General features: G+C 39.3%; 20 protein-coding genes. 11 read left to right on the top strand and 9 right to left on the bottom strand.

Translation table 11 applies throughout. From position 1 onward, the window contains the following. Positions 1-174: 174 nt before the first annotated feature. A complete protein-coding gene (asnS, locus tag MB14_RS17460; RefSeq protein ID WP_062593925.1) occupies positions 175-1,620 on the top strand; it encodes an asparagine--tRNA ligase in 1,446 nt (481 codons plus the stop codon). Positions 1,621-1,717: 97 nt separating this feature from the next. Here the strand turns inward: asnS and MB14_RS17455 are convergent, their stop codons facing one another. The 3 genes from MB14_RS17455 to MB14_RS17445 all read right to left on the bottom strand — a co-directional run bounded on the left by MB14_RS17455 (position 1,718) and on the right by MB14_RS17445 (position 4,614). Then, positions 1,718-2,053, bottom strand: a complete 336-nt coding sequence (locus MB14_RS17455) for a T9SS type A sorting domain-containing protein (RefSeq protein WP_053224605.1) — start codon at positions 2,051-2,053, stop codon at positions 1,718-1,720. Positions 2,054-2,149: 96 nt separating this feature from the next. Then, positions 2,150-3,658, bottom strand: coding sequence for an NAD(P)H-hydrate dehydratase (locus MB14_RS17450; RefSeq protein ID WP_062593923.1), 1,509 nt, complete (start codon positions 3,656-3,658; stop codon positions 2,150-2,152). Next, entirely contained in the window at positions 3,655-4,614 is a 960-nt protein-coding gene (locus MB14_RS17445) for a ComEA family DNA-binding protein (protein WP_165899505.1), read from the bottom strand. The genes MB14_RS17450 and MB14_RS17445 overlap by 4 nt, the downstream gene beginning before the upstream one ends. Positions 4,615-4,832: 218 nt before the next feature. Here MB14_RS17445 and hemA point away from each other — a divergent pair, with 218 nt between their 5' ends. After that, positions 4,833-6,092, top strand: a complete 1,260-nt coding sequence (gene hemA / locus MB14_RS17440; protein WP_062593919.1) for a glutamyl-tRNA reductase — start codon at positions 4,833-4,835, stop codon at positions 6,090-6,092. Between the two features lie 73 nt (positions 6,093-6,165). After that, positions 6,166-8,376 carry a WG repeat-containing protein gene (locus MB14_RS17435; RefSeq protein ID WP_084376138.1) on the top strand — a complete coding sequence of 737 codons (2,211 nt, stop codon included), beginning with the start codon at positions 6,166-6,168 and terminating at the stop codon, positions 8,374-8,376. 65 nt (positions 8,377-8,441) lie between these two features. Here the strand turns inward: MB14_RS17435 and paaN are convergent, their stop codons facing one another. Next, positions 8,442-10,103, bottom strand: a complete 1,662-nt coding sequence (gene paaN / locus MB14_RS17430) for a phenylacetic acid degradation protein PaaN (protein ID WP_062593915.1) — start codon at positions 10,101-10,103, stop codon at positions 8,442-8,444. Between the two features lie 314 nt (positions 10,104-10,417). Here paaN and mscL point away from each other — a divergent pair, with 314 nt between their 5' ends. The 4 genes from mscL to MB14_RS17410 all read left to right on the top strand — a co-directional run bounded on the left by mscL (position 10,418) and on the right by MB14_RS17410 (position 14,105). Then, positions 10,418-10,843 (top strand): large-conductance mechanosensitive channel protein MscL, encoded by a 426-nt coding sequence (mscL, locus tag MB14_RS17425; RefSeq protein WP_062593913.1) that lies wholly within the window; start codon positions 10,418-10,420, stop codon positions 10,841-10,843. 150 nt (positions 10,844-10,993) lie between these two features. Beyond that, positions 10,994-11,728, top strand: coding sequence for a 23S rRNA pseudouridine(2604) synthase RluF (gene rluF / locus MB14_RS17420; protein ID WP_062593911.1), 735 nt, complete (start codon positions 10,994-10,996; stop codon positions 11,726-11,728). Positions 11,729-11,734: 6 nt separating this feature from the next. Continuing rightward, positions 11,735-12,607 carry a cation diffusion facilitator family transporter gene (locus MB14_RS17415; RefSeq protein WP_062593910.1) on the top strand — a complete coding sequence of 291 codons (873 nt, stop codon included), beginning with the start codon at positions 11,735-11,737 and terminating at the stop codon, positions 12,605-12,607. A 40-nt stretch (positions 12,608-12,647) separates the two neighbouring features. Next, a complete protein-coding gene (locus MB14_RS17410) occupies positions 12,648-14,105 on the top strand; it encodes a M20 family peptidase (RefSeq protein ID WP_062593908.1) in 1,458 nt (485 codons plus the stop codon). 52 nt (positions 14,106-14,157) lie between these two features. On the opposite strand, the gene MB14_RS17405 is transcribed toward MB14_RS17410, so the two are convergent. Continuing rightward, on the bottom strand, positions 14,158-14,595 hold the full coding sequence (locus MB14_RS17405) for a hypothetical protein (protein ID WP_062593906.1): 438 nt from the start codon (positions 14,593-14,595) through the stop codon (positions 14,158-14,160). 69 nt (positions 14,596-14,664) lie between these two features. Then, positions 14,665-15,303, bottom strand: a complete 639-nt coding sequence (locus tag MB14_RS17400) for a DUF4412 domain-containing protein (protein WP_062593904.1) — start codon at positions 15,301-15,303, stop codon at positions 14,665-14,667. 155 nt (positions 15,304-15,458) lie between these two features. On the opposite strand from MB14_RS17400, the gene MB14_RS17395 reads away from it, so the two are divergent. Continuing rightward, positions 15,459-16,496 (top strand): zinc-dependent alcohol dehydrogenase family protein, encoded by a 1,038-nt coding sequence (locus MB14_RS17395; RefSeq protein WP_062594205.1) that lies wholly within the window; start codon positions 15,459-15,461, stop codon positions 16,494-16,496. 4 nt (positions 16,497-16,500) lie between these two features. On the opposite strand, the gene MB14_RS17390 is transcribed toward MB14_RS17395, so the two are convergent. Continuing rightward, the gene (locus MB14_RS17390) at positions 16,501-18,873 is read right to left on the bottom strand and encodes an ABC transporter permease (protein ID WP_062593902.1); all 2,373 of its coding nucleotides are present in this window, start codon (positions 18,871-18,873) and stop codon (positions 16,501-16,503) included. Between the two features lie 309 nt (positions 18,874-19,182). Between MB14_RS17390 and MB14_RS17385 the strand changes: the two genes are divergently transcribed. Then, positions 19,183-19,377, top strand: coding sequence for a hypothetical protein (locus tag MB14_RS17385; RefSeq protein WP_062593900.1), 195 nt, complete (start codon positions 19,183-19,185; stop codon positions 19,375-19,377). Positions 19,378-19,381: 4 nt separating this feature from the next. Here MB14_RS17385 and MB14_RS17380 read toward each other — a convergent pair whose 3' ends face one another. Beyond that, positions 19,382-19,924, bottom strand: a complete 543-nt coding sequence (locus MB14_RS17380) for a DsrE family protein (RefSeq protein WP_084376137.1) — start codon at positions 19,922-19,924, stop codon at positions 19,382-19,384. A 77-nt stretch (positions 19,925-20,001) separates the two neighbouring features. Continuing rightward, positions 20,002-20,547 (bottom strand): DsrE family protein, encoded by a 546-nt coding sequence (locus MB14_RS17375; protein ID WP_062593899.1) that lies wholly within the window; start codon positions 20,545-20,547, stop codon positions 20,002-20,004. Between the two features lie 135 nt (positions 20,548-20,682). On the opposite strand from MB14_RS17375, the gene MB14_RS17370 reads away from it, so the two are divergent. Both MB14_RS17370 and fabF read left to right on the top strand, forming a co-directional pair. Beyond that, a complete protein-coding gene (locus tag MB14_RS17370; protein WP_062593897.1) occupies positions 20,683-21,288 on the top strand; it encodes a TetR/AcrR family transcriptional regulator in 606 nt (201 codons plus the stop codon). Next, positions 21,285-22,532 (top strand): beta-ketoacyl-ACP synthase II, encoded by a 1,248-nt coding sequence (fabF, locus tag MB14_RS17365; protein ID WP_062593895.1) that lies wholly within the window; start codon positions 21,285-21,287, stop codon positions 22,530-22,532. The genes MB14_RS17370 and fabF overlap by 4 nt, the downstream gene beginning before the upstream one ends. Positions 22,533-22,592: the final 60 nt, after the last annotated feature.

The raw sequence follows: 22,592 nt of genomic DNA, 5'->3' as shown, positions 1-22,592 counted from the left end.
ATGCAAATTTAACAAATGTGTCAAAAAACTATTTCAAGTAGGTTTTACGAACACTCCACAACATTGTTCGGAATATGTTCTCAATGCTTATTTTTAGTAATCACGTTGTGAATCACTTCAAAAAAGACTTGTTTTGCATTCGTTTTTTTTACTAAAAACCAACTCGGGTTTATTATGACAAAAAGAATCAAAATTGAAGCGTTATTAAAGAACAGTCAAACCAATATTGAGGTAACTGTAAAAGGATGGGTAAGAACCAAAAGAGGTAATAAAAATGTAAATTTCATTGCCCTAAATGATGGCTCCACAATCAATAACCTTCAAATCGTAGCCGACCCTAATTTGATTTCAGATGAAATTCTTAAACTAGTTTCTACAGGAGCATGTATTGCTGTGAACGGAACCCTTGTTGAATCTCAAGGCGCGGGACAGAAGTTTGAAATCAATGCAAAAGAAATTGAAATTCTTGGCGCTGCCGACCCAGAAAAATACCCCTTACAGCCCAAAAAGCATTCTATGGAATTCTTGAGGGAAATTGCACACTTAAGGCCTCGCACCAACACATTTGGGGCTGTGTTCAGAATTCGCCATGCCATGGCTTTTGCAGTCCATAACTTCTTTAACGACAAGAAATTCTTCTACATGCACACCCCAATTATTACGGGGTCAGATGCAGAAGGCGCTGGTGAAATGTTCCGCGTAACTACCTTAGACGCTAAAAACCCTCCTTTGAAAGAGGACGGATCGGTCGACTTTAAGGAAGACTTTTTTGAAAAGGAAACTAACCTCACCGTTTCAGGCCAATTAGAAGGTGAATTAGGCGCTTTAGCACTTTCCGATATTTACACCTTTGGACCGACTTTCAGAGCTGAAAATTCAAACACAACAAGACACCTTGCTGAGTTTTGGATGATAGAACCAGAAATGGCATTCTATGACCTTCAAGACAACATGGACTTGGCGGAAGAATTTTTAAAATACTTAATCAATTACGCTTTAGAGAACTGTGCCGATGATTTAGCATTTCTTGAACAACGATTAATCGATGAGGAGAAAAATAAGCCAGCTAACGAAAAGAGCGAAATGACGCTCACCGAAAAACTGAGGTTTGTGGCAGAAAACGACTTTGAAAGAGTTACATATACTGAAGCCATTGATATACTCAGAAACTGCAACCCCAACAAGAAAAAGAAATTCCAATACTTAATTGAAGGCTGGGGCACCGACCTTCAGTCGGAACATGAACGCTATTTGGTAGAGAAGCATTTCAAAAAACCAGTAATCCTAACCAACTACCCAAAAGACATCAAGTCGTTCTATATGAGAATGAATGACGATGAAAAAACAGTGGGCGCAATGGATATCCTTTTCCCTGGAATTGGCGAAATAGTTGGCGGTTCTCAGCGCGAAGAAAGGCTTGACAAGCTTGTTAGCAGAATGAACGAAATGGGAGTACCTACTCATGAAATGGAATGGTATTTAGATACCCGAAGATATGGTTCTGCACCTCATAGCGGCTTCGGATTAGGTTTTGAAAGGCTGATTATATTCGTGACAGGCATGGCCAATATTAGAGACGTAATTCCTTTCCCAAGAACGCCAGGAAATGCAGAGTTTTAATTGAACCACCCTTGAAATGAAAAAAGGTTTGAACTTGATTGGTTCAAACCTTTTTTTTTACACCATAGACTTACTACAGCAATGTCTTTAATCAAATCTATTTCTTGGAAAAACGAATCGTTTGCTGAAATTTAGACTGATCGTCTTTTACCAATACAAGATAATAACCTCTTGGGTAGGTAGTAACATCAACTCGATGCTTCTTATCACCAAGATCTTCAGAAGTCATTTCCATTTTACTACCAATAATATTTCTGATTTCAATTTTTGGTTGTTTCAAATCTAACTTCGATAAGTCGATTGTCAGAAAATCAGATGTTGGATTGGGGAAAACTTCTACTTTAACCTTTGGGTCATTGTTCATCTTTAAATTGGCTAAAGTCTCATTTTGAGCATTGGCCATAACCGAAAACAGCATTAATGACAGAATCATTAATGTTTTTGAGATTGATATGTTTCGGTTTAAAAGATTCATCGTCTATAAAGACCCCTAAGTCACGCTAAAGGTTTAGTTAAAGTTACAGTTTTTTCAAATAAAATCACTACTCTCTACGTTGCTAAAAACTTTTGGTAATGCAGACAGCAAATCTGATGCCATCAATGCGGTTTTCCCTACTGTTTTTTCAGCTAAATCGCCAGCCCATCCATGTATACATACCCCGACTTTTGCAGAAGTCGAAGTATCACCTCCTCGTGCTATGAATGCGCTGATGATTCCTGTCAACACATCTCCACAACCAGCAGTAGCCATCCCCGAATTTCCTGTGGAATTAAAATGAACTTTACCGTCTGGTGTAGCAATCACAGTATGTGCGCCTTTCAATACTATTACCAATTGCTTTTCAATTGCTATCGACTTCACTTTCTCAATTCGCTCCAATCCGTTATCGCATTCTCCAAATAACCGATTGAACTCTCCTATGTGGGGCGTAAGTACAGAACCCTTGGGTACTAAATCAATCAACTCTTTATCTAATGCAATTAGGTTTAAAGCATCCGCATCTATTGCCATAGGCTTGTTAAAAGATGTGAATAATGACTTAAGTATTTTCCCCGTCTTTGGGTTAGTCCCCAGCCCAGGCCCAATCCCAATGGCATCGAAGGCGTCAACATTATCTACATGAGTAATAAATTCCTCTTCTGAATCTAAAGAAACCATGGCTTCAGGTAAAGATGTCTGTAATGGCCCATAGCCTACTTTAGGAATATGTACGGTAAGAAGTCCCGTTCCGGATTTAAGAGCAGCCTTGGACGACAAATAAGCCGCACCTATTTTGCCTAAACTACCCACCACCATCAATACTCGGCCGTATTTGCCTTTATGGTCATACTTTTTCCTAATAAAAAGAGAACGATCGATGTCACTCTTTTCAAAAATTGAGTAATCAGAATTTTCTGTTATTAAAAAACTTGGATCTAAACCAATGTCAACTGCCGACCATTCGCCAACATAAAAACCAGATTCAGGAGTTAGAAATGAAAGTTTCGGAACTTGAAAAGTGATGGTCCAGTCGGCCTCTACAATCCTCCCCGTCAAATTCACTTTATCCGCAAAAAGACCTGAAGGCATATCGACAGAAACAGTTTTTGCACTGCTCTGATTTATCAATTGTATAATTTCTGCTGCAAGACCTGTTGCAGGCCTGCTCAAACCAGAACCAAACACAGCATCAATAATAAGTTCTCCGCTGAGGTCTAATTCCTTAGATTGTTTAACAATATTTACCTGACTGATATTTAAATATTTTCGATAGCTCTTTCGGCAATCTTCCGAAAGCTTCACTCCAAAATCGATCAAGTGACAATTCACTTTCAACCCATTTTCAATAAGCAACCTCGCAATAGCAACCCCATCTCCCCCATTATTCCCAGGACCACACACCACATCGACATTAGGCCTATGGTTAATTTTGGTTAATAACAGTTTGACGAAAGCTTCTGAAGCCCGCTCCATCAAATCAAATGATGAAATAGGTTCGTTTTTAATTGTATACAAATCCCATCTGCGAATTTGTTCAGCACTTAAAATTTTGATCATTGAAATTGAAGATATGGAATCAATTTAACGATTTGAATTGAATCGAAGAGGCTTAAACGTTTCAAATCCTCGGCAGACCGAAATTTCCCAAACTTGCTTTTGGCGTTCATGATTTCCTTAGTTTGCTCGTAACTGATATAAGGATGGGCGTTTATCTCTTTAAAAGTTGCTATGTTGATATTGATTTGAACAGGTTGGTAAGCCTCATCCACCCTAAGTTGTGGAGCAATGCTTTGGTACAATGAGTCAGTAATACCAAAAACTTCCTTGACTTGATCAATACTACTAAAACCACCTAACAATTGGCGAAATTTCACTATTCTACTTGAATAAGCAGGCCCAATCCCTCTCAATTTTTGTAAATCCAGAGAATCAACCTCATTAATATCTAAAATAAAATTCTCAAGTTCCAAAGTACTTTCCGTTTCCTCATTGTACGGTTTACGCTCCCTTTTAACAGGCTTTTCACTAGGGCTAGGTTGTGCAACTCTCACTTCAGACTGAGGCAGTTCGTCTGGTAACTGTATATATTTTTCTAATACTTGATAAAGACTATCGGGAAATCCATAAATACGTTTCAAATCTGACTTGACCTTGAAACTCCCACCCGCATTTCTGTAATTATTAATTCTGCTTGCCAAACGCTGACCTAAACCTACTCCCATCAACTCTTCTTCAGTTGCTGTATTGGGCTCAAAGAAAGTAAGCCGAATATTGACGTCTGGCAATACATCTTTCTCCAAGCTAGGCTTCATATTATTTCTCCATAAACCAACTAAGCTGTCTAAATGTCTTTTGTCAGAATCGAACTCATTGTATTCAATTTGAGTTAGGTTACGGTAAATACCTGGGGCAAAAAGTAGAACAAACATTAACGGAGTCAAAACCATAAAACCATTGGTCTGAGTTTTAGAAAACCCAAAGTAGTTTCTCACTAGGCGTTTTATATTCATCATCGATTGACTCAATTTATAAAATTGCGATTTAATATAATATATTCTTACTTTAAGATCAATTACATTTAATTGAAACGAAATCATTAAATAAGCAACAAGAACCAGTAGAGTTGTTTAAACTGATTCTAAATAAGAATACATGATTTTGATCACTTTTTTTACAGATAGTTAGAGGCTATTTTTGCACATAAGAATTTAGAGGAAAGGCGTAAGCAATAATGCAGGGTAAATTCAGAGCGATAAGTTTGTCTTATAAAAAGGCACCAGTTGAAATCAGGGAAATTATTTCCATTGATGAGCTCACAATCAAATCTATTCTTAGTGAAGTTTCAGAGGTTCTGTCCTTAACAGAAGCCTTGATCCTTTCTACCTGTAACCGTACAGAGGTTTATTATTCTGCAGAACAAAACCTAGATCTTGAAATCATTAAATTGATTGCCATCAAGAAAGGGATTTTAAATGCCGATGCCTATATTAATTATTTCAATTCATTTGAAAGTGAAGAGGCAGTTAATCACCTTTTCAGAGTATCATTAGGCCTTGAAGCCCAAGTAGTAGGTGACCTCCAAATTTCAAATCAAGTAAAAAGAGCTTATCAGTGGGCAGCAGACGCACAATTGGCAGGGCCTTTTTTACACCGCTTAATGCATACCATTTTCTTTAGCAGCAAAAGAGTAGTTCAAGAAACTTCATTCAGAGATGGCGCTGCAAGCGTTTCTTATGCTGCTGCCGAACTGGTTCAGAATTTAGCATCTACTATTATAGAGCCTAAAGTACTTATTTTAGGCATTGGAGAAATTGGTGCAGACGTTTGTAGACACCTTTCTGAAACCGATCTTACTGTAGCTATCTGCAATAGAACAACAGAAAAAGCAGAAGCATTAGCATTAGAGTGCAACCAAGCTGTAATTCCTTTTTCTGAATTGAAAGAAGCTATTGCAGAATACGACTTGATTATCTCTTCAGTAGCCCACAGCACCCCAATCATTAACAAAGAATTGGCAGGGGAAATAAATAATGGTTTCAAATTCTTTGTTGACCTTTCTATTCCTAGAAGTATCAGCCCTGAAGTTGGGAAATTGAGTGGCGTTACTTTGTTCAATATTGATGAAATCAACGACAAAGCATCAGCGGCTGTCGAAAAGAGAAAATCATCAATTCCATTGGTAGAAGCCATTATTGAAGAGGCCATAGCTGAATTTAATGACTGGTCGAAAGAGATGGTTGTTTCACCCACCATTCATAAACTCAAGAATGCGCTGGAGCAAATCCGTCAAGATGAGATAACCAGACACTTAAAAAATGCTTCCCCCGAAGTACAAGAATTTGCTGAGCGATTCTCTAAGAGTATCACACAAAAGATCATTAAACTTCCTGTATTACAATTAAAAGCAGCATGTAAACGTGGTGATGCTGAATCTTTAATTGATGTGCTTAATGAGCTTTTCGATCTGGAAAACACTCCGAAAGAAAAATAATCGAGTCGAAAGTCATTCAGCCTCCTTCTAATTCGTATCAAATTTTATTAAGCTTGCGTTTTGATATTGAGAATTGCGCGTTTTAATCTGTCTCATCTTAGCCTTACTTTTCATTCACCCCATATTGGGCAATGATTCCTATGAGAAATTCTCTGAAAACGGCAAGGTAGGACTCCGAAATAGCACCACCAATCAAGTAGTAATTGAAGCCATATATGATGATATTGGTTGGTCGAAGGGCAAACTTGAAGCCGCTAGTGGACTCATAGGCCTTAAGCAAAATGAGCGCTGGGCCTTGGCCAATGTTGATGGATCAAAAATTACACGCCACCTCTTTTCTGAACTTTACCCTTTTACCAACACCATTTTCATAGTGGGCGAAAGAAGCCGATTTTCGATTCTGAATGACTATGGAGCCATTAATGCAAAGGGAAACCAGATAATTCCTACCGAATATCAATGGATAGACCCTGTAGGTGAAGCCCTTATTGTTGCAAAAAAAACAGGAAAGGATAATCAGTTTGGTGTACTCAATAAGAGTGGAAACGTTTTACTTCCTTTAGAGTACAATCACATAGAACGAATTGATAGTGAAACACTTTCAGTTAAGAATAATCAAGGGCTTTATGCACTATACAATTTACAAGGAAAGCCTCTTTCCGATTTCCTTTACGAATTAATCCTGCGGTACAATGAAAACACTTTCAGAGTAAAATACTATAACAAAGAAGGCCTGATCGACAGAAAAGGAAGTTTAATAATCCCTCCTGAATACAAATCCTTAAACTTAAGAAATGGCAAGGCAGAGGTGCTCCCCTTCAACAAATGGACTGTATTTACGCTAGAATCAAATCCAAAAACTCTTGCCCATGATGAAATTTGGTTCATCGACAAAAATTTAATGGGTATTCAGACCAATGGAAATATTGGAATAGTTAACATTACTGACGAAAATTCTTTTGTGCATTATGTGCAAGGAATGCAAATTATGCATACACACTCAAACCTATTGGCCGTAAAAAAAGATGGTTTTGAAGGTGTGATCAACTTTGAGGGAAGAAACATTCTTCCCTATCAATTCGATTCAATCCAGTTTTATAAGTCTGTAATTCTTGCCCAATCAAAAAGAAAAGATGGCCAAAATTGGATTCCTTATGACCTCAGTGGAAAACGAATTGGAATTCAATTTTATGAGGAAATTACCCCAAGAAATGACGGTTCCTTTTTAGCACTTAAAAACGGAAAATACGGCTTACTCGACCATGAAGGCTACGAGCAAACACCATTTATTTTTGATAAGATTAATGATTTTGAAAAGGGGATGGCCATTGCTGAATATTTAGGGAATCAGGGTATCATTAAACCCAACGGCAACTGGTTAATAACACCCTACAAGGACAGCATCCAGATTATTGATAATCGAATTTTCTACAAACAAGGAACAGAGTATGGAATTTATGATTTATTCGAGCAACAGATTTTCAGAAGTATTGATCGCCTCATCCCCTATCAAAAAGCTTTTTCAGAATTAACCGATGGCGGCTACAAAATTTACGACTTTGGTGCGAACGAACTCAGTCCAAACACCTATGATTCGGTGTATCAGATAGCACCGGATTTCTTGGTTTTAAAATCGAAAAGCAAATTTGAATTACTTCAAATCTCAACTACTCAAACCTTTAAATTAGATTCAAAAACACAGCAGGTTAGGGCTTATAGTGAAGGCCTTATTTCGGTAATGATGGAAAATGAATGGGGTTTTGTTTCGGAACAAGGCTTATTGACCATCGCCAACCGATACCAACAAGCCAAGGAGTTTTCGCAAGGCCTTTGCGCCATCATGATCAACGGTAAATGGGGCTTTATTAATACAGAAGACCAAATCACAATTCAACCCACTCTTCAATCTGTGGAATCTTTCAGCAATGGGCTTTCACTAGTGAAAACCAATGATTTATATGGGCTAATCAACCTAAATGGAACCTTTGTGTTAGATGCTATTTATGATCAGTTGATAAGAAAGCAAGACTTTATTCTACTTGAGAAAAATAACCAATTCGGTTTAGCAAACCATGAAGGCGCCTTGGTTCGAACACCTCAATTTGATTCCATTTCTACCACCGACAATATTAACTTTATCGTCAGCCGAAATGGTAAATATGGAGTTGTCGATATTGAAGGTCGCGACCGTGTACCTGTAGCTTTCGATGAAATCAAACAATCAGGCAATACTTTTCTAGCCATGGAAAGGCAAGGATGGGTTGAAATCAGTATCAATAAGTAAAACCATTTCAACATAAAAAAACCACCCGAAGGTGGTTTTAATATTATAGGTTAAACTCGCGTCTCTTAAGCCAACTCTCTCATTCCAACCCAAGTAAATCTTCCATTTACATAACCCGGGTTAGTAAATGAAGCATTACCTGCTGGGTTTCCTCCTGTTACATGGTAATCAGAGAATGCTGCATTCTGATTCACGAAAAGACCGCCAGTCAAATTGAAGGAAACTGGAGTTGCCGCCAACGACATTTGATCAGCAATATGCTCTTTCATGGCCTCATCTGTAGTGTAAGCACCACAAGAAATAGCACCATGTTCTTCTGCCAATTCTCTAGCCAAAGCCACAGACTCTTCCGTATTTTTTGTCTTAATCAGCAACGCAATTGGCCCAAAAAGCTCCGTTGCGAACTTGTCCTTATCCGCAGAACTTAGTTCGATTACCACTGGAGTTTGCGTTCTCGTAGTTGCGAAAATCGGATTTTCAATGGTTCTGGTTTCTAACCAAACCCTTCCACCCAACTCTTTGGCTGCGTTTTTAGCTCTTTCGCCTGTATTTGGGTTTTGAATGGCTCCCAATACAAATGGTCCAGCCTTAGGATTATCGATCAAACCGTTGGTGAAGTCAGCAAATTTTTGAGCCACCTCATCGAATGATAGCACACCATCTGGTGTTTTCACTCCGCCTTCTGGAATAAAGAAGTTTTGAGGTGCGGTACACATTTGGCCCGAATACAAACATACCGAGAAGGTAATGTTCTGAATCACTTTATCGATATCGACTACCGAATCCAAAATAATTGAGTTCACACCCGTTTTCTCCGTAAACACTGCTTTCGGAAGTTTTTCTAAATAGCTACCAAACTCCGAGTTCCCAGTAAAGTCTACTAATTTCACCTTAGGGTGTTCAGCCAATTCTTTAGTGATTGGTGCGCTCGGCACGTCAACCGCTAGTTGACAGGCATCGGCATCGAAGCCAGCATCTCTCAGTGCATTTCTAATTTCAGCTACCACAATGGCCATTGGTAAAATAGCACCTGGGTGTGGCTTCACCAATACAGAGTTACCCGTAATTAAATCGGCAAAAACACCTGGCACCGAATTCCAAGTAGGGAAGGTTGAGCAACCAATCACCAAGCCAATACCTTTTGGCACTGCCCTCCACTCTTTGTTCACGACCAAGTTGTATTTACCCATTGGTTTGTCCCAAGTGGTTTTAGAAGGAAAACGACTCAATTCATCATATCCAGCAGCAACAGCTTCTAATGCACGGTCGGCAGCGTGTGGGCCAGAAGCCTGAAATGCCATCATATAACCTTGCCCTGTAGTGTGCATAGTCGCGTAGGCATTCTCGAAGAAGCGCTTAGAGAAACGATCTAAGGCATCAATCAACACAGCCGCTCTATCATCCAAGCTCACTTTTCTCCAAGAATGGAAAGCCTTTTCGGCACGGTTTATTAATTCTTCGGTACTGAAAGCTGGATACTTGGGGCCTACAGGCGCATCAAAATAAGGAGAATGCTCCTCGCCTATCCATGAAATTGCTCCTTCTTGCTTTAGTTCTTCAAAATTCTTTTTTCTTAAGGCTTTGAAAGCCTCTTTTCCATCGGCATCGGCCGTTTCGCCATAAATGGCTGGTGCCGGATGCTCAGGGTATTGTGAGTGAAACCCACGAGTATGTAAGGCTTCTACCGCCTTATCTAGTATGTCTTTTTGTGCAGTGGTCAATCCCATAACGAACGTTTGTTTGGTCGAATTTAATGGAATCGATTCACATATAACAGAAAGCTAAGCTGAATATTCGTATATTGCACCCTCTAAGAGCACAACTCTTGGAATTCCTCATTCCAAATTTTAATTAGCCCACAACAAGCAATTCTTGTAAATGCTGTTATACTAATTTGCCTTTACAAGGGCAACAAGATTGTATTATTTTAAAAATCGTTATCTTATTCCACGCTATCCCTATGAATGCCTATTTCAACCTTAGGCAAACAAACAGAGATCGTGAATAATCAATCTTAATTACTAAACAAAAAAAGCTAAACATGAAAGAATTTAAGAAATTCCTCATCCGCGGAAATGTACTAGAAATAGCCGTGGGTTTAATTATGGCCACTTATTTTGGCGCCATCGTCAAGTCATTTGTAAATGACATTTTAATGCCCCCAATCGGAATTCTCCTAGGCGGTGTTGATTTTTCAGAAATGAAATTAGTTTTACAAGAGGCCGTTGCAGAAACTGCTGCTGGTGCTGGCGATGCTACTGCCGAGGTAGCAATTGCCTACGGAGTGTTCATTAACACCATTATTACTTTTATAATTGTGGCTTTCGCCATTTTCATGGTAGTGAAATCTTACAATCATTTGAAAGAGAAAATGGAGAAGAAAGAAGCCGCAGCTCCTGCCGCTCCAGCAGCGCCTTCTAAAGAAGAAGTGCTTTTAACCGAGATAAGAGATCTATTAAAAAAATAAAACAACCACTATTCATTCTAAAATGCCGCTTTTTGCTTTTGCAGAGTCGGCATTTTTTATGCATCTCTGCCAATAGAATTCTGTAATTTGCATCGAAATAATGCATGGTTGATTTTCAACCCAGACACATCAGCACTCAATAATTAACGAATGACTACTGACCAGCCTGTTAGAATCAATAAATACCTAAGTGAAATTGGCTACTGTTCGCGCAGGGCTGCCGATAAACTGATTGAAGAAGGTCGAGTAACCATTAATGGCGCAGTACCCGAAATGGGAACTAAAGTTACAAAGGAAGATAATGTTGCTGTAGACGGAAAACCTGTGGTCGAGCCAAAGGATAAGCCTGTGTACATTGCATTTAATAAACCTGTAGGGATTGTTTGCACCACGGATGTAAAAGTGGAAAAAGACAACATCATTGATTTCATCAACTACCCTAAACGAATTTTCCCGATTGGCCGATTAGACAAACCCAGTGAGGGCCTCATCTTCCTTACCAATGATGGAGACATTGTGAACAAGATCTTACGTGCCAGAAACAATCATGAAAAAGAGTACATCGTTACGGTGAACAAGCCCATCACACGAGACTTCATTTCAAAAATGAGTAATGGTGTACCTATTTTAGATACGATTACGCGTAAATGCGAAGTAGAACAAATCGGCAAACTCAAGTTTCGGATCGTGTTGACGCAAGGGCTTAATCGGCAAATACGCAGAATGTGCGAGTACTTAGATTATGAAGTTCGACAATTAAAAAGGGTGCGCATCATGAATGTGATATTAGATATACCTGTTGGTGCTTGGCGCGACATTACCCCTAAAGAAATGGCTGAAATCAACCGATTGATTTCTACGTCCTCCAAAACTCATGATGATTAATGAATCATGGAATCGAATAGACAAACTGCCATCAATACCGCTATTTTCAGCGCGATTGCCAATGCATTTTTGGCCATTGCAAAGGGAATTGCAGGTGTGTTTGGTAATTCTTATGCCCTTATTGCCGATGCCATTGAATCCACCACAGATGTATTTGCTTCATTATTAGTTCTTTTCGGGTTAAGATACTCTACCCGACCTGCGGATGAGAACCACCCTTACGGCCATGGAAAGGCAGAGCCACTTATTACTTTTATTGTGGTTGGAATTTTAGTGATTTCAGCCACCGTAATTGCTTATGAAAGCATCCAACATATTCGCACGCCACACAAAGTTCCAGAAAAATTTACGCTAGTAGTTCTAGCTTCCATTGTCATTCTAAAAGAGATTTTCTATCGGTTTGTTTCTAAGAAGAGTGACAAAACTAAAAGCACTTCTTTGAAAGCCGATGCTTGGCATCACAGAAGCGATGCCATCACTTCCCTATTGGCCTTTATCGGAATTTCCATTGCGATTTATATGGGTGAAGGGTATGAAACAGCAGACGATTGGGCTGCTTTAATCGCTTCTGGTTTTATTGTCTACAATGCATTTCTGATTTTTCGCCCTGCCCTTGGCGAAATTATGGATGAGCATGTTTATGATGATTTAATTGTCGACATCAGAAAAGTAGCTGAAACAGTTTCCGGGGTTCAGGGCACAGAAAAATGCTTTGTTAGAAAAACAGGTATGTCGTTCCATGTAGATTTACACCTTACAGTTAAAGGTGAAATCTCAGTTAAAAAAGGACATGATATAGCCCATGATGTGAAAAATGCAATTCAAAACGAAATGCCCGAAATAGCCGATGTGCTAATTCACATCGAACCCGAAGAATAAAGCCGACAATTTTTATATTTAGGCTCAATCTCATTTAAACATGAAGAAATTCCTCAAAGCAACACTAGTACTCCTCCTCATTTTTGTGGCCTATGTGCTTATCAAAACCTTTACTTTTAATTCGAAACAATTAGAAGTTGAGCCAGTCTCAAAAATCGACATTCCTGATTCTTCAATTCAAAGGCTTACAGAAGCTTTGAGAATAAAAACCATTTCTCACGAAGACCCAGCCAATTTTGACTCTACAGCTTTCGAGGCTTTCAATGAATTTCTTAAAATCAGTTATCCTCTAATTGATTCTGTTTTGGAACACAAAACTTTTAACCAATACAGCCATTTATTTAGTTGGAGGGGAAAAGACCTAACGCTTAAGCCTATCGTTTTGATGGGCCATATTGATGTGGTTCCTATTGCTTCCCCAGAAAAATGGTCGGTTGATCCTTTTGGCGGAATTGTGAAAGACGGAGTGATTTGGGGCCGTGGCACTATTGACGATAAGTTTTCGGTAATCGGTATTTTAGAAGCTGTAGAAATGCTTCTTTCTGAAGGTGCCCAACCTGAAAGAACTATTTATTTGGCTTTTGGTCACGATGAAGAAGTGGGTGGAGAAAAAGGCGCTGTAGCCATTGCCCGATATCTTGAACACGAGGGAATTCATGCTGAATATATTTTGGATGAAGGATATGCCATCACCCAAAAGCTTGTACCGGGCGTAGATTCTGATGTGGCCTTTATTGGCGTAGCCGAGAAAGGCTCTACCACCATTGAACTGACAGTTGATATGGATGGCGGTCATTCTTCTCGACCTGACGCGGAAACAGCCATTGATGTATTAGCCAAAGCGGTAGCTAAGGTAAAAAGCAATCCATCCAAAGGAACAATTTCAGAACCGATGCAAGGTTTTATCAATCAAATTGGGCCGGAAATGGGTTTTGTGAATAAAATGGCTTTCGCCAATCTTTCTATCTTCAAACCACTGGTACTAAGCACTTATGAAAGTGCAGGTGGCGCAGGAAATGCCTTGATCAGAACAACCACTGCACCAACGATTTTTAATGCAGGGATTAAAGAGAACATCATTCCAACGCAAGCCCGAGCACTGATCAACTTCCGAATTATTCCGGGAGAAACTTCCGAAGATGTGCTGAACCATGTCAATCAAACCATTGACGATTCACGTGTTAAAACCAGATTCTCTGGTTTTAACTCAGAGCCATCCCCAGTTTCTCCGGTGGAAACCAGTGGTTACAATGCAATTAATATGTCTATTAAAGAAGTTTTTGATGGAGTTTTAACCGCGCCTAACTTAGTCATCGCAGCTACAGACTCTAGGCATTTTGGAGCCATCAGCCCAAATATTTATCGCTTTGTTCCATATCATATTAATAGTGAGAACATCAGCACTTTCCATGGTATTGACGAGCGAATTCCAGTAGAAGATTATGAAAACGCCATTCGTTTTTACCGACAGCTGATCCTAAACAGTAAAGGGCAATAAAAAAGCAGAAGAGTTGACTTCTGCTTCATTTACAAATTTTCGATGGGTATGCTTAGAACCAACCCGACCCTAAGTTTCTGAACGGCCAAGGAATAGAGGCTAAAATCAGAATAAGTCCGATAAGATAGAAAGTAGCAATAGCTCCAAATTTCTTAGCGTCAGTTACAGCTTTTTTAGACTTACTATGACCAATTGTGATTAAGACAATCGCAACCACCATTAGTAAAACGTGCTCTACAGCAAAAAAGCGAAGTACATCATCTTTCATAAAGCCTTCCACAAAATTCACTTTCGGGCTAATAAAATAGAGTACCAAGCCAATTAAAAGCTGAACATGGGTAAAGACCATAGCGAAAAGTGAAATTTTCTTGTCTTTGGCTGTCCATACTCCTGATTTCTTTTTAGAAAAAGCATTAAGAATGGCGGCCAATAATAAGATCAAAACGATCCACCTTAACCCAGAGTGCGCGTGAAGTAATCCGTTATACATAGTTTCTTGGTTTAGACTAGAAAGTTAAGCACAAAAGGCTTCTAGAAAAGAAATAATATTAAATAAGTATCAGTTGCCCCCCAATCGAGTGAGTTCTTCCATGGTCATAGCAGTATAACCTTCAGGTACACCAAAATGCTCGTCACCAAGCTTTTTTTCTTCTACTTTTAAAGCTGAAATATGCATTATCATTCCCTCTTGTTCTGTTTCATATTCAAGAGGAAAGCCATTCAAATACTGAAAATCTTTGTGTTTTACAGATATCTTATCCGTAATCCACATTACCGACTCCGAACCATCCTCAGTTTTAACCAATACCTTTTTACAGGTAAACCCAGCCAATTTTTTTGTTTCATTGAGATAGGTGACTTCTGGGTTTTTAGTGTTGGCTTCTTCGGCCTCTATTTCTTCTTTCGACATATGGATATGAATCTTCTGTCCCATCATATCCATGAGAATCTCAGCAGTTTTTTCTTTCTGGTTAGAGATTACCACCTGTGAGCCTCCCATTAAGCTCTGCTCAATTTTTATCTTCGAATCCTTAATAGAAAACATCATTTCTGATGGCAACATAGACTCCATGCCTTTCATCTCTTTGGGAAGTTGAGAATACTTTATACCATAAGTAATTACACCCTGAAAATCCTTAAAAGGGCTGCTGGCTGTGAGCAAAATACTCACCATCAAAAGAATGGCCATTTTTTTCATAATAGACGATTTAAAAACCAAAGATATGTATTCTGGTCAAATTCATAACACTATCTATATTACAATACTCATTTTCAATAATCAAACGAAACATTATGTCCACCCAAATTCAATCATCGGAAAAAACAGTGGATTTTTGGCTAAATTTCACCACAATGAAAGCAACAGTCTACACCAAATTTCAAGCACCCATTACTATAGAAACCGTAGCCGAACCAAAACCCGTTAATGGTGGAGTGGTACTGAAAGTAGGCGCCACAGGTTTGTGCCGAAGTGATTGGCATGGCTGGATGGGGCACGATACAGATATTGAGTTACCTCATGTACCAGGTCATGAATTGGCAGGAACTGTAGTAGAGTTAGGCGCAGGTATTACCAAATTTAAAATTGGAGACAGGGTAACCGTTCCCTTTGTGAGTGGATGTGGTAGATGCGAGCAATGTAATTCGGGCAATCAGCAAGTGTGTGACCAACAGTTTCAACCCGGCTTTACCCATTGGGGAAGTTTTGCTGAATATGTAGGTATTCATTATGCGGATACCAATTTGGTGCACCTGCCCGATAAAATCAGTTTTGAAACCGCGGCAAGCTTGGGTTGTAGGTTTATCACTTCCTTCAGAGCAGTAGCGCACCAAGCCAAAACAACTGGAGGAAATTGGGTGGCAGTGCATGGTTGCGGTGGAGTTGGACTTTCTGCCATTATGATTGCCGAAGCTTTGGGTGCTCAAGTAATTGCTGTTGACATTGACGACAGCAAGCTGGCATTTGCCAAAACGATTGGCGCGCACTACACCGTAAATGGTGGAAAAGAAAACGTGATTGAAGCGGTCAAAGAAATATCGAAAGGCGGTGTACATGTTTCTGTAGATGCACTCGGAAGCAAAACCACCTGCTTTAATTCCATTGCCAACCTCAGAAAGAGAGGTAAGCATATTCAGGTGGGATTAATGGCTGGCAATGATTACCTGCCGGAAATCCCAATGCATTTGGTGGTGGCCAATGAATTAGAAGTGATTGGGAGCCACGGTATGCAAGCCCATGCTTATCCAGAAATGATGGAAATGATTAAATCAGGAAAACTTCAACCCGAAAAACTGATTGGTGAGCTGATTTCTTTAGAAGAAGCCACAAACCTACTTCCCAAAATGAATGAATTTCAGGGAGTAGGTGTGAAAGTGATTAATAGGTTTTAGTTACTTATTCGTATCGAAGTGAATCTACGGGGTTTTTTCGCGCGGCTATGACCGTCTGCGAAACAACGGTAAGGAAAGCAATCGCTATAACGGAAATACAGGTGATAACCAAAATCCCCCAACCAATGTCAATTCGATTTGCAAAATCACTCAGCCACACATCAGCCCCTATGTAAGCGATCGGCAAGCCAATAATTAATGCTAAAAAGACCCATTTGATAAATGAAAAGGTCAGAAGTGACACTAGCGATTTAACCGAAGCACCTAGAACTCTTCTAACACCCACTTCTTTAACTCTCCTTTGCGTATCATATAACGAGAGTGTAAAGAGACCAATTATGGAAATAATGAACGCCACGGAGGTAAACACGAGTATAATTACGCTTAGTCTCTTTTCTTTTTCGTATTGGAGCTGAACTTCATTTTGAAGGCTGGTGTACTCAAATAATTTCTCAGGATTAATTTGACCGTTCAAACGCTCTAAAGAAACCATTGCCTCCTCTACCCTGTTCGGGTTAAGTCGAAATAGAAAGTTATTCTCATTATTCTGCATGTACATGAGCATCAAGGGTTGAATCTTTTTAGAAAGATGCTCATAATGAAAATCCTTAACCACACCGATCACTGTAAAAGGCTCTTCCTCTTCGCCCCAAGATTTATTCGCAATTCTAGCTTCTCCAATATTCTGAATATTAAAATATGCCTTAGCAGCCTCGTTGATTACCAGTTTATAATCCCTATTTTGATCAAGGGAATCAGAGAAGAACCTTCCCTCCAACATCTCTAGCTTCAATAATTGGCTATATGCAGGGTCAACGGACATTAAGTTATTAGTTGTATAGTCATCTTGGCCTCCTAATAACTTCCAAGACATTGGATAAGCTGCTTCCGCCAAAGGCATCTCCCCTTGAGAAAGCCCCATCAAACTAGGATCTGACGCAACAGTTGAATGTACAAGTTGAAAATCCCTTTTTTGCTCACTTCTTTTCTTTATTATCTCTTCTCGAGGTAAAGAAAAAGAGTATTCATCAATCAGTTTAATGGAAACAATATCGCTAGAATCATACCCCAAGTCTTTAGTTGTCAAATATTTAAACTGTTGGTAAATCACTAAACTTGAAAACATAAGCACGATAGCGCAGACAAATTGTACAACCGTCACGCCTTTTTTTGCCAGACCTATTTTACCAATTGACGATTGTTTTAACAATAAACTTGTTTTACTACTTGAAAGCTGCCTGGCAGAATAAAGTAGAGTAGCGCTTGTGAACGCTATGGAAATCAAAAAGAAAGTGGCAAGCTGGGTGAAAAACTCAATGTCAAATTTCTTGTCAAGTAAATTTTCTAAATATGACTTTGAATAATACAGAAGCAAAACACCTATCATCGTGGCAAAAACTGCGTAAATGATATTTACTATAAATGCCTCAATCAATAAATCAGCCTTACTAGCTCCATTAATCATCTTGATGGATATGCTCTTGATATGAGCGGAAATCTTTGTGATCTGTAGATTGGTAAAGTTGACAAGGCTGACTGCCAAAATAATGAGGGCAATAATTGAAATAACATAGATATTATTTCTATCACCCGATCTCGTAAATAAGGAATGATTAAATGGGTTCTCTAAATAGATGTCACTAAAAGGGAATAGAGAACCGACACTTTCCGAACTTCTGGGGTTAGACTGAATATCTGTGGTAAACCGTTCTTCAAAGCGAGCTTTATCAAACGAATCGTTTACCAAAAGAAGTTCAACTCCCATTCTTCCCCAGAATTTTTGAGAGTGAGTTGGTACTAAAAAATCAAACTGGATAGAACTGTTTGATGGTATCTTCAAAACAGCGGCTACTGTATACAAGCCCTCATTATCAGCTTCAAGTTTTACTACTTCTCCAACAGCCATTTTATCTCCAAACATTTTCTGAGCAAAACCCTCTGTAAGAATTACGTGTGAAGGGGAATGCAATAGATTAGTTGACTCTCCCTGAATGATTTTGAAATCGAAGAAATCGAAGAAAGTACTGTCGACAACCATGCCCTTGCCAAAGAACTCAGCATCTTTGAAGATTAATTTGATTTCATTATCAGAGTATGTTCTAGTAGCGAGTGTTTTCTCAACCTCAGCATAACCAGATAAATCTACTGAATTAGTCGCCATTGTTGGCCTTGGCTTTGCCATCACGTTCTGCTGAATTGCGACAATATGAATATTATCATATTCGGCATGGAATTGATCGGCCGTGACCTCAGACTGTACCCAGAGAAAAATAATATAAGGACACAGCACCCCCATAATAAGGCTGAAAACACTCCCAAAGAAGATGAGTTTATTCTTTAATAATTGTCTGTAAGCAAATTTAAAATGGTAGCTCATTGGAATGGTTTAAGGATGAAAAAGGCGCATCAAAAAATTATGGTTAACACATGGATGACTTGAACACCATTAAAGTTCTATAAAAAATCCGTCTTTAAAAATGAATTAACATAGAATAACCTTTTATAAACATCTGAAAACCAACTCATCGACCATTCAACCTTGATAAAAATCCAAACATAGGCTGTCTCGTTTTAGAAACTATAATTAAAAACCATGGACTAGTCTGCACTGGACAAGAAACATCAAGTTTACAACTATCAGCCAAAAATTACCTTTGAAAAAGAGCAAAAAGTTTTCAGAAAAAGAATGAAAAACGCCCCAATTCTCAACTCCTCTGACCCGCAGTTAGTGACTACCAACTTTGATGAGTTATTCTCTATAAGAAAACAAAACGCGCAAAAAAAGGCCAGCGCCAATAGAAGGTTTATGTTCTTTATTGGGCTGGCCATTATCATTACTATTGCCATAGTGCTTTGGGAAACACTACGACAGCTTCCTTAAAAGCTTAAAACTTCAAAGCCGCATAGCCTTTCAACTGGTAGGTGGTTAGCGTGCTTAACATTGACGTAGCCACTTTAATACCAGGTGCAAGTTTTGTATGATCAATATCGCGGCCTAAAATGGATTGAGAACAAGCAAATAACTTCACTCCTGCCCCCTCTAATTCTTTGAAAAGTGGAATATGCGGATTATCTACTCCGTATTTTGTCCTGTAAGTGTCATTATCTAATGTAGACCATATAGCTTGGCCGTGAATAGCCAACACCACCTTCATGTTTTTGGCAGGTACTCCACCCATTGCATGCAAGTTCAAAAGTCGAGCTACATTTTCTAAAGAATACATTACTGCTTTAGGATCCGCATCGCCTGTTGCTATGTCAATGATTATTTTGTACTCCAGCTTAGGATCAGGCTTTTCGACAGCAAAAGGAGCATCAATGATTCCTCCGTATCCTTTAATAATTGGGTTAATCTTTTCTTGTGAAAAACCGATGTTAACGATTAACAAAGCGGCAAAAGCAAAGAGGTATTTATTCAATCTTGTCATGCTATTCAGGGTTATTTACAATCGAACCCAATAGACACAATTTCAAAGAATAAATCAATCAATCTTTTGGGAAAGGATTATTCCCATTTAAAAAAAGCGTAGCCTTTAAGTTGATAGGTGCTTATGGTAGTGAGTGCCGAAGTGCCAATTTTCACGCCAGGCATTAAGTCCTCCACCTTATTTCCATACATGGAATACGACTGACCGCAAACAATCACTTCAACACCAGCTTCCATCAGCTCTTTGTATAAAGGAGCATAGGGGCTTTCTACTTCATATTTTGATTTGTAAGCGTCAGCGTTCAAAATAGAACTCGTGGCCCCGGCATGAATCACCACCGCAACTTTAAGGTTTTCAGGCTTCACTCCTCCTACACCATGCAGGTTAATCAGACGCGCCACGTTTGTTGCCGCAAAAGCCGCACTTTCAGGCTTATCTAGTTTATGCACCAATTCAATGAGAATTTTATATTCCATATTTGGATCTGGCGCAACATCCACCTTTTCCAATTCTAAAATTCTTCCGTAGTTCTTAATAATAGGGTTTACCCACTTCTTTTCTTGAGAAAAACTCAACTGAGTAATGAGGAGCAAAGAAAAGGCAATGATGATTCTAAGTTTCATAGGAGTGTTTTTTTTGACCAGTTCAATTACAATAATCCAACCAGTAAATTCAAATCATAGAAGTAAAATAATTACCACCTTGAAATTAAGACTCTAGTTGTTTGCAAAAATATACCGATTGGTATATTTTTACATGTGACTTTTTCTAAATCTGAAAGAACCAAGAAAAGAATCATAGAAACGGTAGCTCCCATTTTCAACAAAAAGGGTTACCAGAGCACTGCTTTGTCAGACATTACCACCGCTACTGGATTGACCAAAGGCGCCATTTATGGTAATTTTGGAAATAAGGAAAATCTGGCCGAAGCTTGTTTCATTCACAATGTAAAATTCTTACAGAAGGGTTTACAAATAACATGGGCTGCCAACCCTTCGAGTATCGGCAAACTCATCGGTTTACTCAATTTCTATCATCAGAATTATGAAACTGTGGCCAACAATGGGGGTTGTCCGTTAATGAATGTAGCGGTGGAAGCAGATGACTTCTATCCCTTCTTTAAGGAAAAGGCCAAAACCATACTACTGAATTGGCAATCCGAAATTACCAGCGTAATCAAAGAGGGGCAAAATTCAGGCGAAATCAAGCCGGAAGTTGATGCAGCCAATTTTGCCAATTTCTACATTGCCACCATTGAAGGTGGTATTCTAATAGCAAAAACCGCAAACGATCCTGCATCGTTTTTTAACATTATTGAAAACTTGAAATCATTGGTAAATCACCAATTAAAAATAACAACATGAAAAGAGTAGTAATTACAGGAATGGGGGCTTTGACCCCAATTGGAAATAACTTAGAAACGTATTGGACCAACCTAAAAGCTGGAAAAAGCGGTGGTGCACCAATAACGAGGTTCGATACCACGAAATTTAAAAGTCACTTTGCCTGTGAGTTGAAAGATTTTAATGTGGAAGATTACATTCCACGAAATGAGGCCAGGCGCATGGACCCATTCACACAGTACGCCCTAATTGCTACGGAAGAGGCCATAAAAAATGCTAAAATCGATTTCGATGTTTTAAACAGGAATAGAATTGGGGTGATTTGGGGCTCTGGCAATGGCGGCATTCAGACCTTTACTGAAGAGATGATAGACTATGTAAAAAATGACGAAACCCCTCGCTTCTCCCCTTTCTTCATTCCCAAAATCATAGCAGACATTGCTTCGGGACTTATCTCCATTAAATATGGACTAAGAGGTGTGAACTTCACCACAATTTCTGCATGCGCCTCTTCTACCACTGCCATTATTGATGCCTTTAACTACATTAAATGGGGCAAGGCCGACATGATTATTACGGGTGGATCGGAAGCGCCAATTACCGCAGCTGGACTGGGCGGCTTTACTGCTTCTCGTGCACTTTCTACCAATAATGAGAACCCAGCAACTGCCTGCCGTCCGTTCGATGTAAGTCGTGATGGCTTTGTAATGGGTGAAGGTGCTGGTACTTTAATCTTAGAATCTTACGAACACGCCATCGCCAGAGGCGCTACTATTATAGCGGAAGTTGCTGGTGGCGGAATGGCCGCAGATGCGTATCATTTAACCGGAACTCACCCCGAAGGAGAAGGTGCTTTTTTAGGAATGCATGAAGCCCTCAATGATGCAGGTATTGAACCAAAAGACATTGATTATATCAATATGCACGCCACCTCTACACCTGTTGGTGATCCAAGTGAATTGATTGCAATTGAAAGACTGTTCGGAACGAACCCTGATTTGAATATTTCAGCTACGAAATCCATGACTGGCCACTTACTCGGTGCGGCAGGTGCTATAGAAGCTATTGCCAGTGTAATGGCAATTGTAGATGGCATTATTCCGCCAACGATTAATACGAAAAATGTAGATGCTGAATTTGATGGTAAGTTTGAGCTCACCCTTGGTTCGGCACAAAAGCGAGAAGTGAAATATGCATTGAGTAACACCTTTGGCTTTGGTGGACATATGGCCAGCGCGGTGTTTAAGAGGTTTGAGGATAGTTAGTAGTTCGAAACGAGATTAAGAAACGTCAGGCTGATTTCTTTCAAGTAGAAACTCAACCTA

It is taken from the genome of Roseivirga ehrenbergii, from assembly GCF_001593005.1.
In the GTDB taxonomy this organism is placed as follows: Bacteria; Bacteroidota; Bacteroidia; order Cytophagales; family Cyclobacteriaceae; genus Roseivirga; species Roseivirga ehrenbergii.
The sequence above is the reverse complement of the archived record's forward strand: the minus strand, read 5'-3'. Positions and strand labels throughout refer to the sequence as shown.

What these genes read in the sequence shown, in the direction of transcription:
- MB14_RS17450 (WP_062593923.1), bottom strand. Translation starts at nt 3,658, where the DNA reads ATGATCAAAATTTTAAGTGCTGAACAAATTCGCAGATGGGATTTGTAT.
- MB14_RS17400 (WP_062593904.1), bottom strand. Translation starts at nt 15,303, where the DNA reads ATGAAAAAAATGGCCATTCTTTTGATGGTGAGTATTTTGCTCACAGCC.
- asnS (WP_062593925.1), top strand. Translation starts at nt 175, where the DNA reads ATGACAAAAAGAATCAAAATTGAAGCGTTATTAAAGAACAGTCAAACC.
- MB14_RS17390 (WP_062593902.1), bottom strand. Translation starts at nt 18,873, where the DNA reads ATGAGCTACCATTTTAAATTTGCTTACAGACAATTATTAAAGAATAAA.
- MB14_RS17375 (WP_062593899.1), bottom strand. Translation starts at nt 20,547, where the DNA reads ATGAAACTTAGAATCATCATTGCCTTTTCTTTGCTCCTCATTACTCAG.
- MB14_RS17385 (WP_062593900.1), top strand. Translation starts at nt 19,183, where the DNA reads ATGAAAAACGCCCCAATTCTCAACTCCTCTGACCCGCAGTTAGTGACT.
- MB14_RS17395 (WP_062594205.1), top strand. Translation starts at nt 15,459, where the DNA reads ATGAAAGCAACAGTCTACACCAAATTTCAAGCACCCATTACTATAGAA.
- fabF (WP_062593895.1), top strand. Translation starts at nt 21,285, where the DNA reads ATGAAAAGAGTAGTAATTACAGGAATGGGGGCTTTGACCCCAATTGGA.
- MB14_RS17445 (WP_165899505.1), bottom strand. Translation starts at nt 4,614, where the DNA reads ATGATGAATATAAAACGCCTAGTGAGAAACTACTTTGGGTTTTCTAAA.
- mscL (WP_062593913.1), top strand. Translation starts at nt 10,418, where the DNA reads ATGAAAGAATTTAAGAAATTCCTCATCCGCGGAAATGTACTAGAAATA.
- MB14_RS17380 (WP_084376137.1), bottom strand. Translation starts at nt 19,924, where the DNA reads ATGACAAGATTGAATAAATACCTCTTTGCTTTTGCCGCTTTGTTAATC.
- MB14_RS17455 (WP_053224605.1), bottom strand. Translation starts at nt 2,053, where the DNA reads ATGATTCTGTCATTAATGCTGTTTTCGGTTATGGCCAATGCTCAAAAT.
- MB14_RS17405 (WP_062593906.1), bottom strand. Translation starts at nt 14,595, where the DNA reads ATGTATAACGGATTACTTCACGCGCACTCTGGGTTAAGGTGGATCGTT.
- rluF (WP_062593911.1), top strand. Translation starts at nt 10,994, where the DNA reads ATGACTACTGACCAGCCTGTTAGAATCAATAAATACCTAAGTGAAATT.
- hemA (WP_062593919.1), top strand. Translation starts at nt 4,833, where the DNA reads ATGCAGGGTAAATTCAGAGCGATAAGTTTGTCTTATAAAAAGGCACCA.
- MB14_RS17415 (WP_062593910.1), top strand. Translation starts at nt 11,735, where the DNA reads ATGGAATCGAATAGACAAACTGCCATCAATACCGCTATTTTCAGCGCG.
- MB14_RS17410 (WP_062593908.1), top strand. Translation starts at nt 12,648, where the DNA reads ATGAAGAAATTCCTCAAAGCAACACTAGTACTCCTCCTCATTTTTGTG.
- paaN (WP_062593915.1), bottom strand. Translation starts at nt 10,103, where the DNA reads ATGGGATTGACCACTGCACAAAAAGACATACTAGATAAGGCGGTAGAA.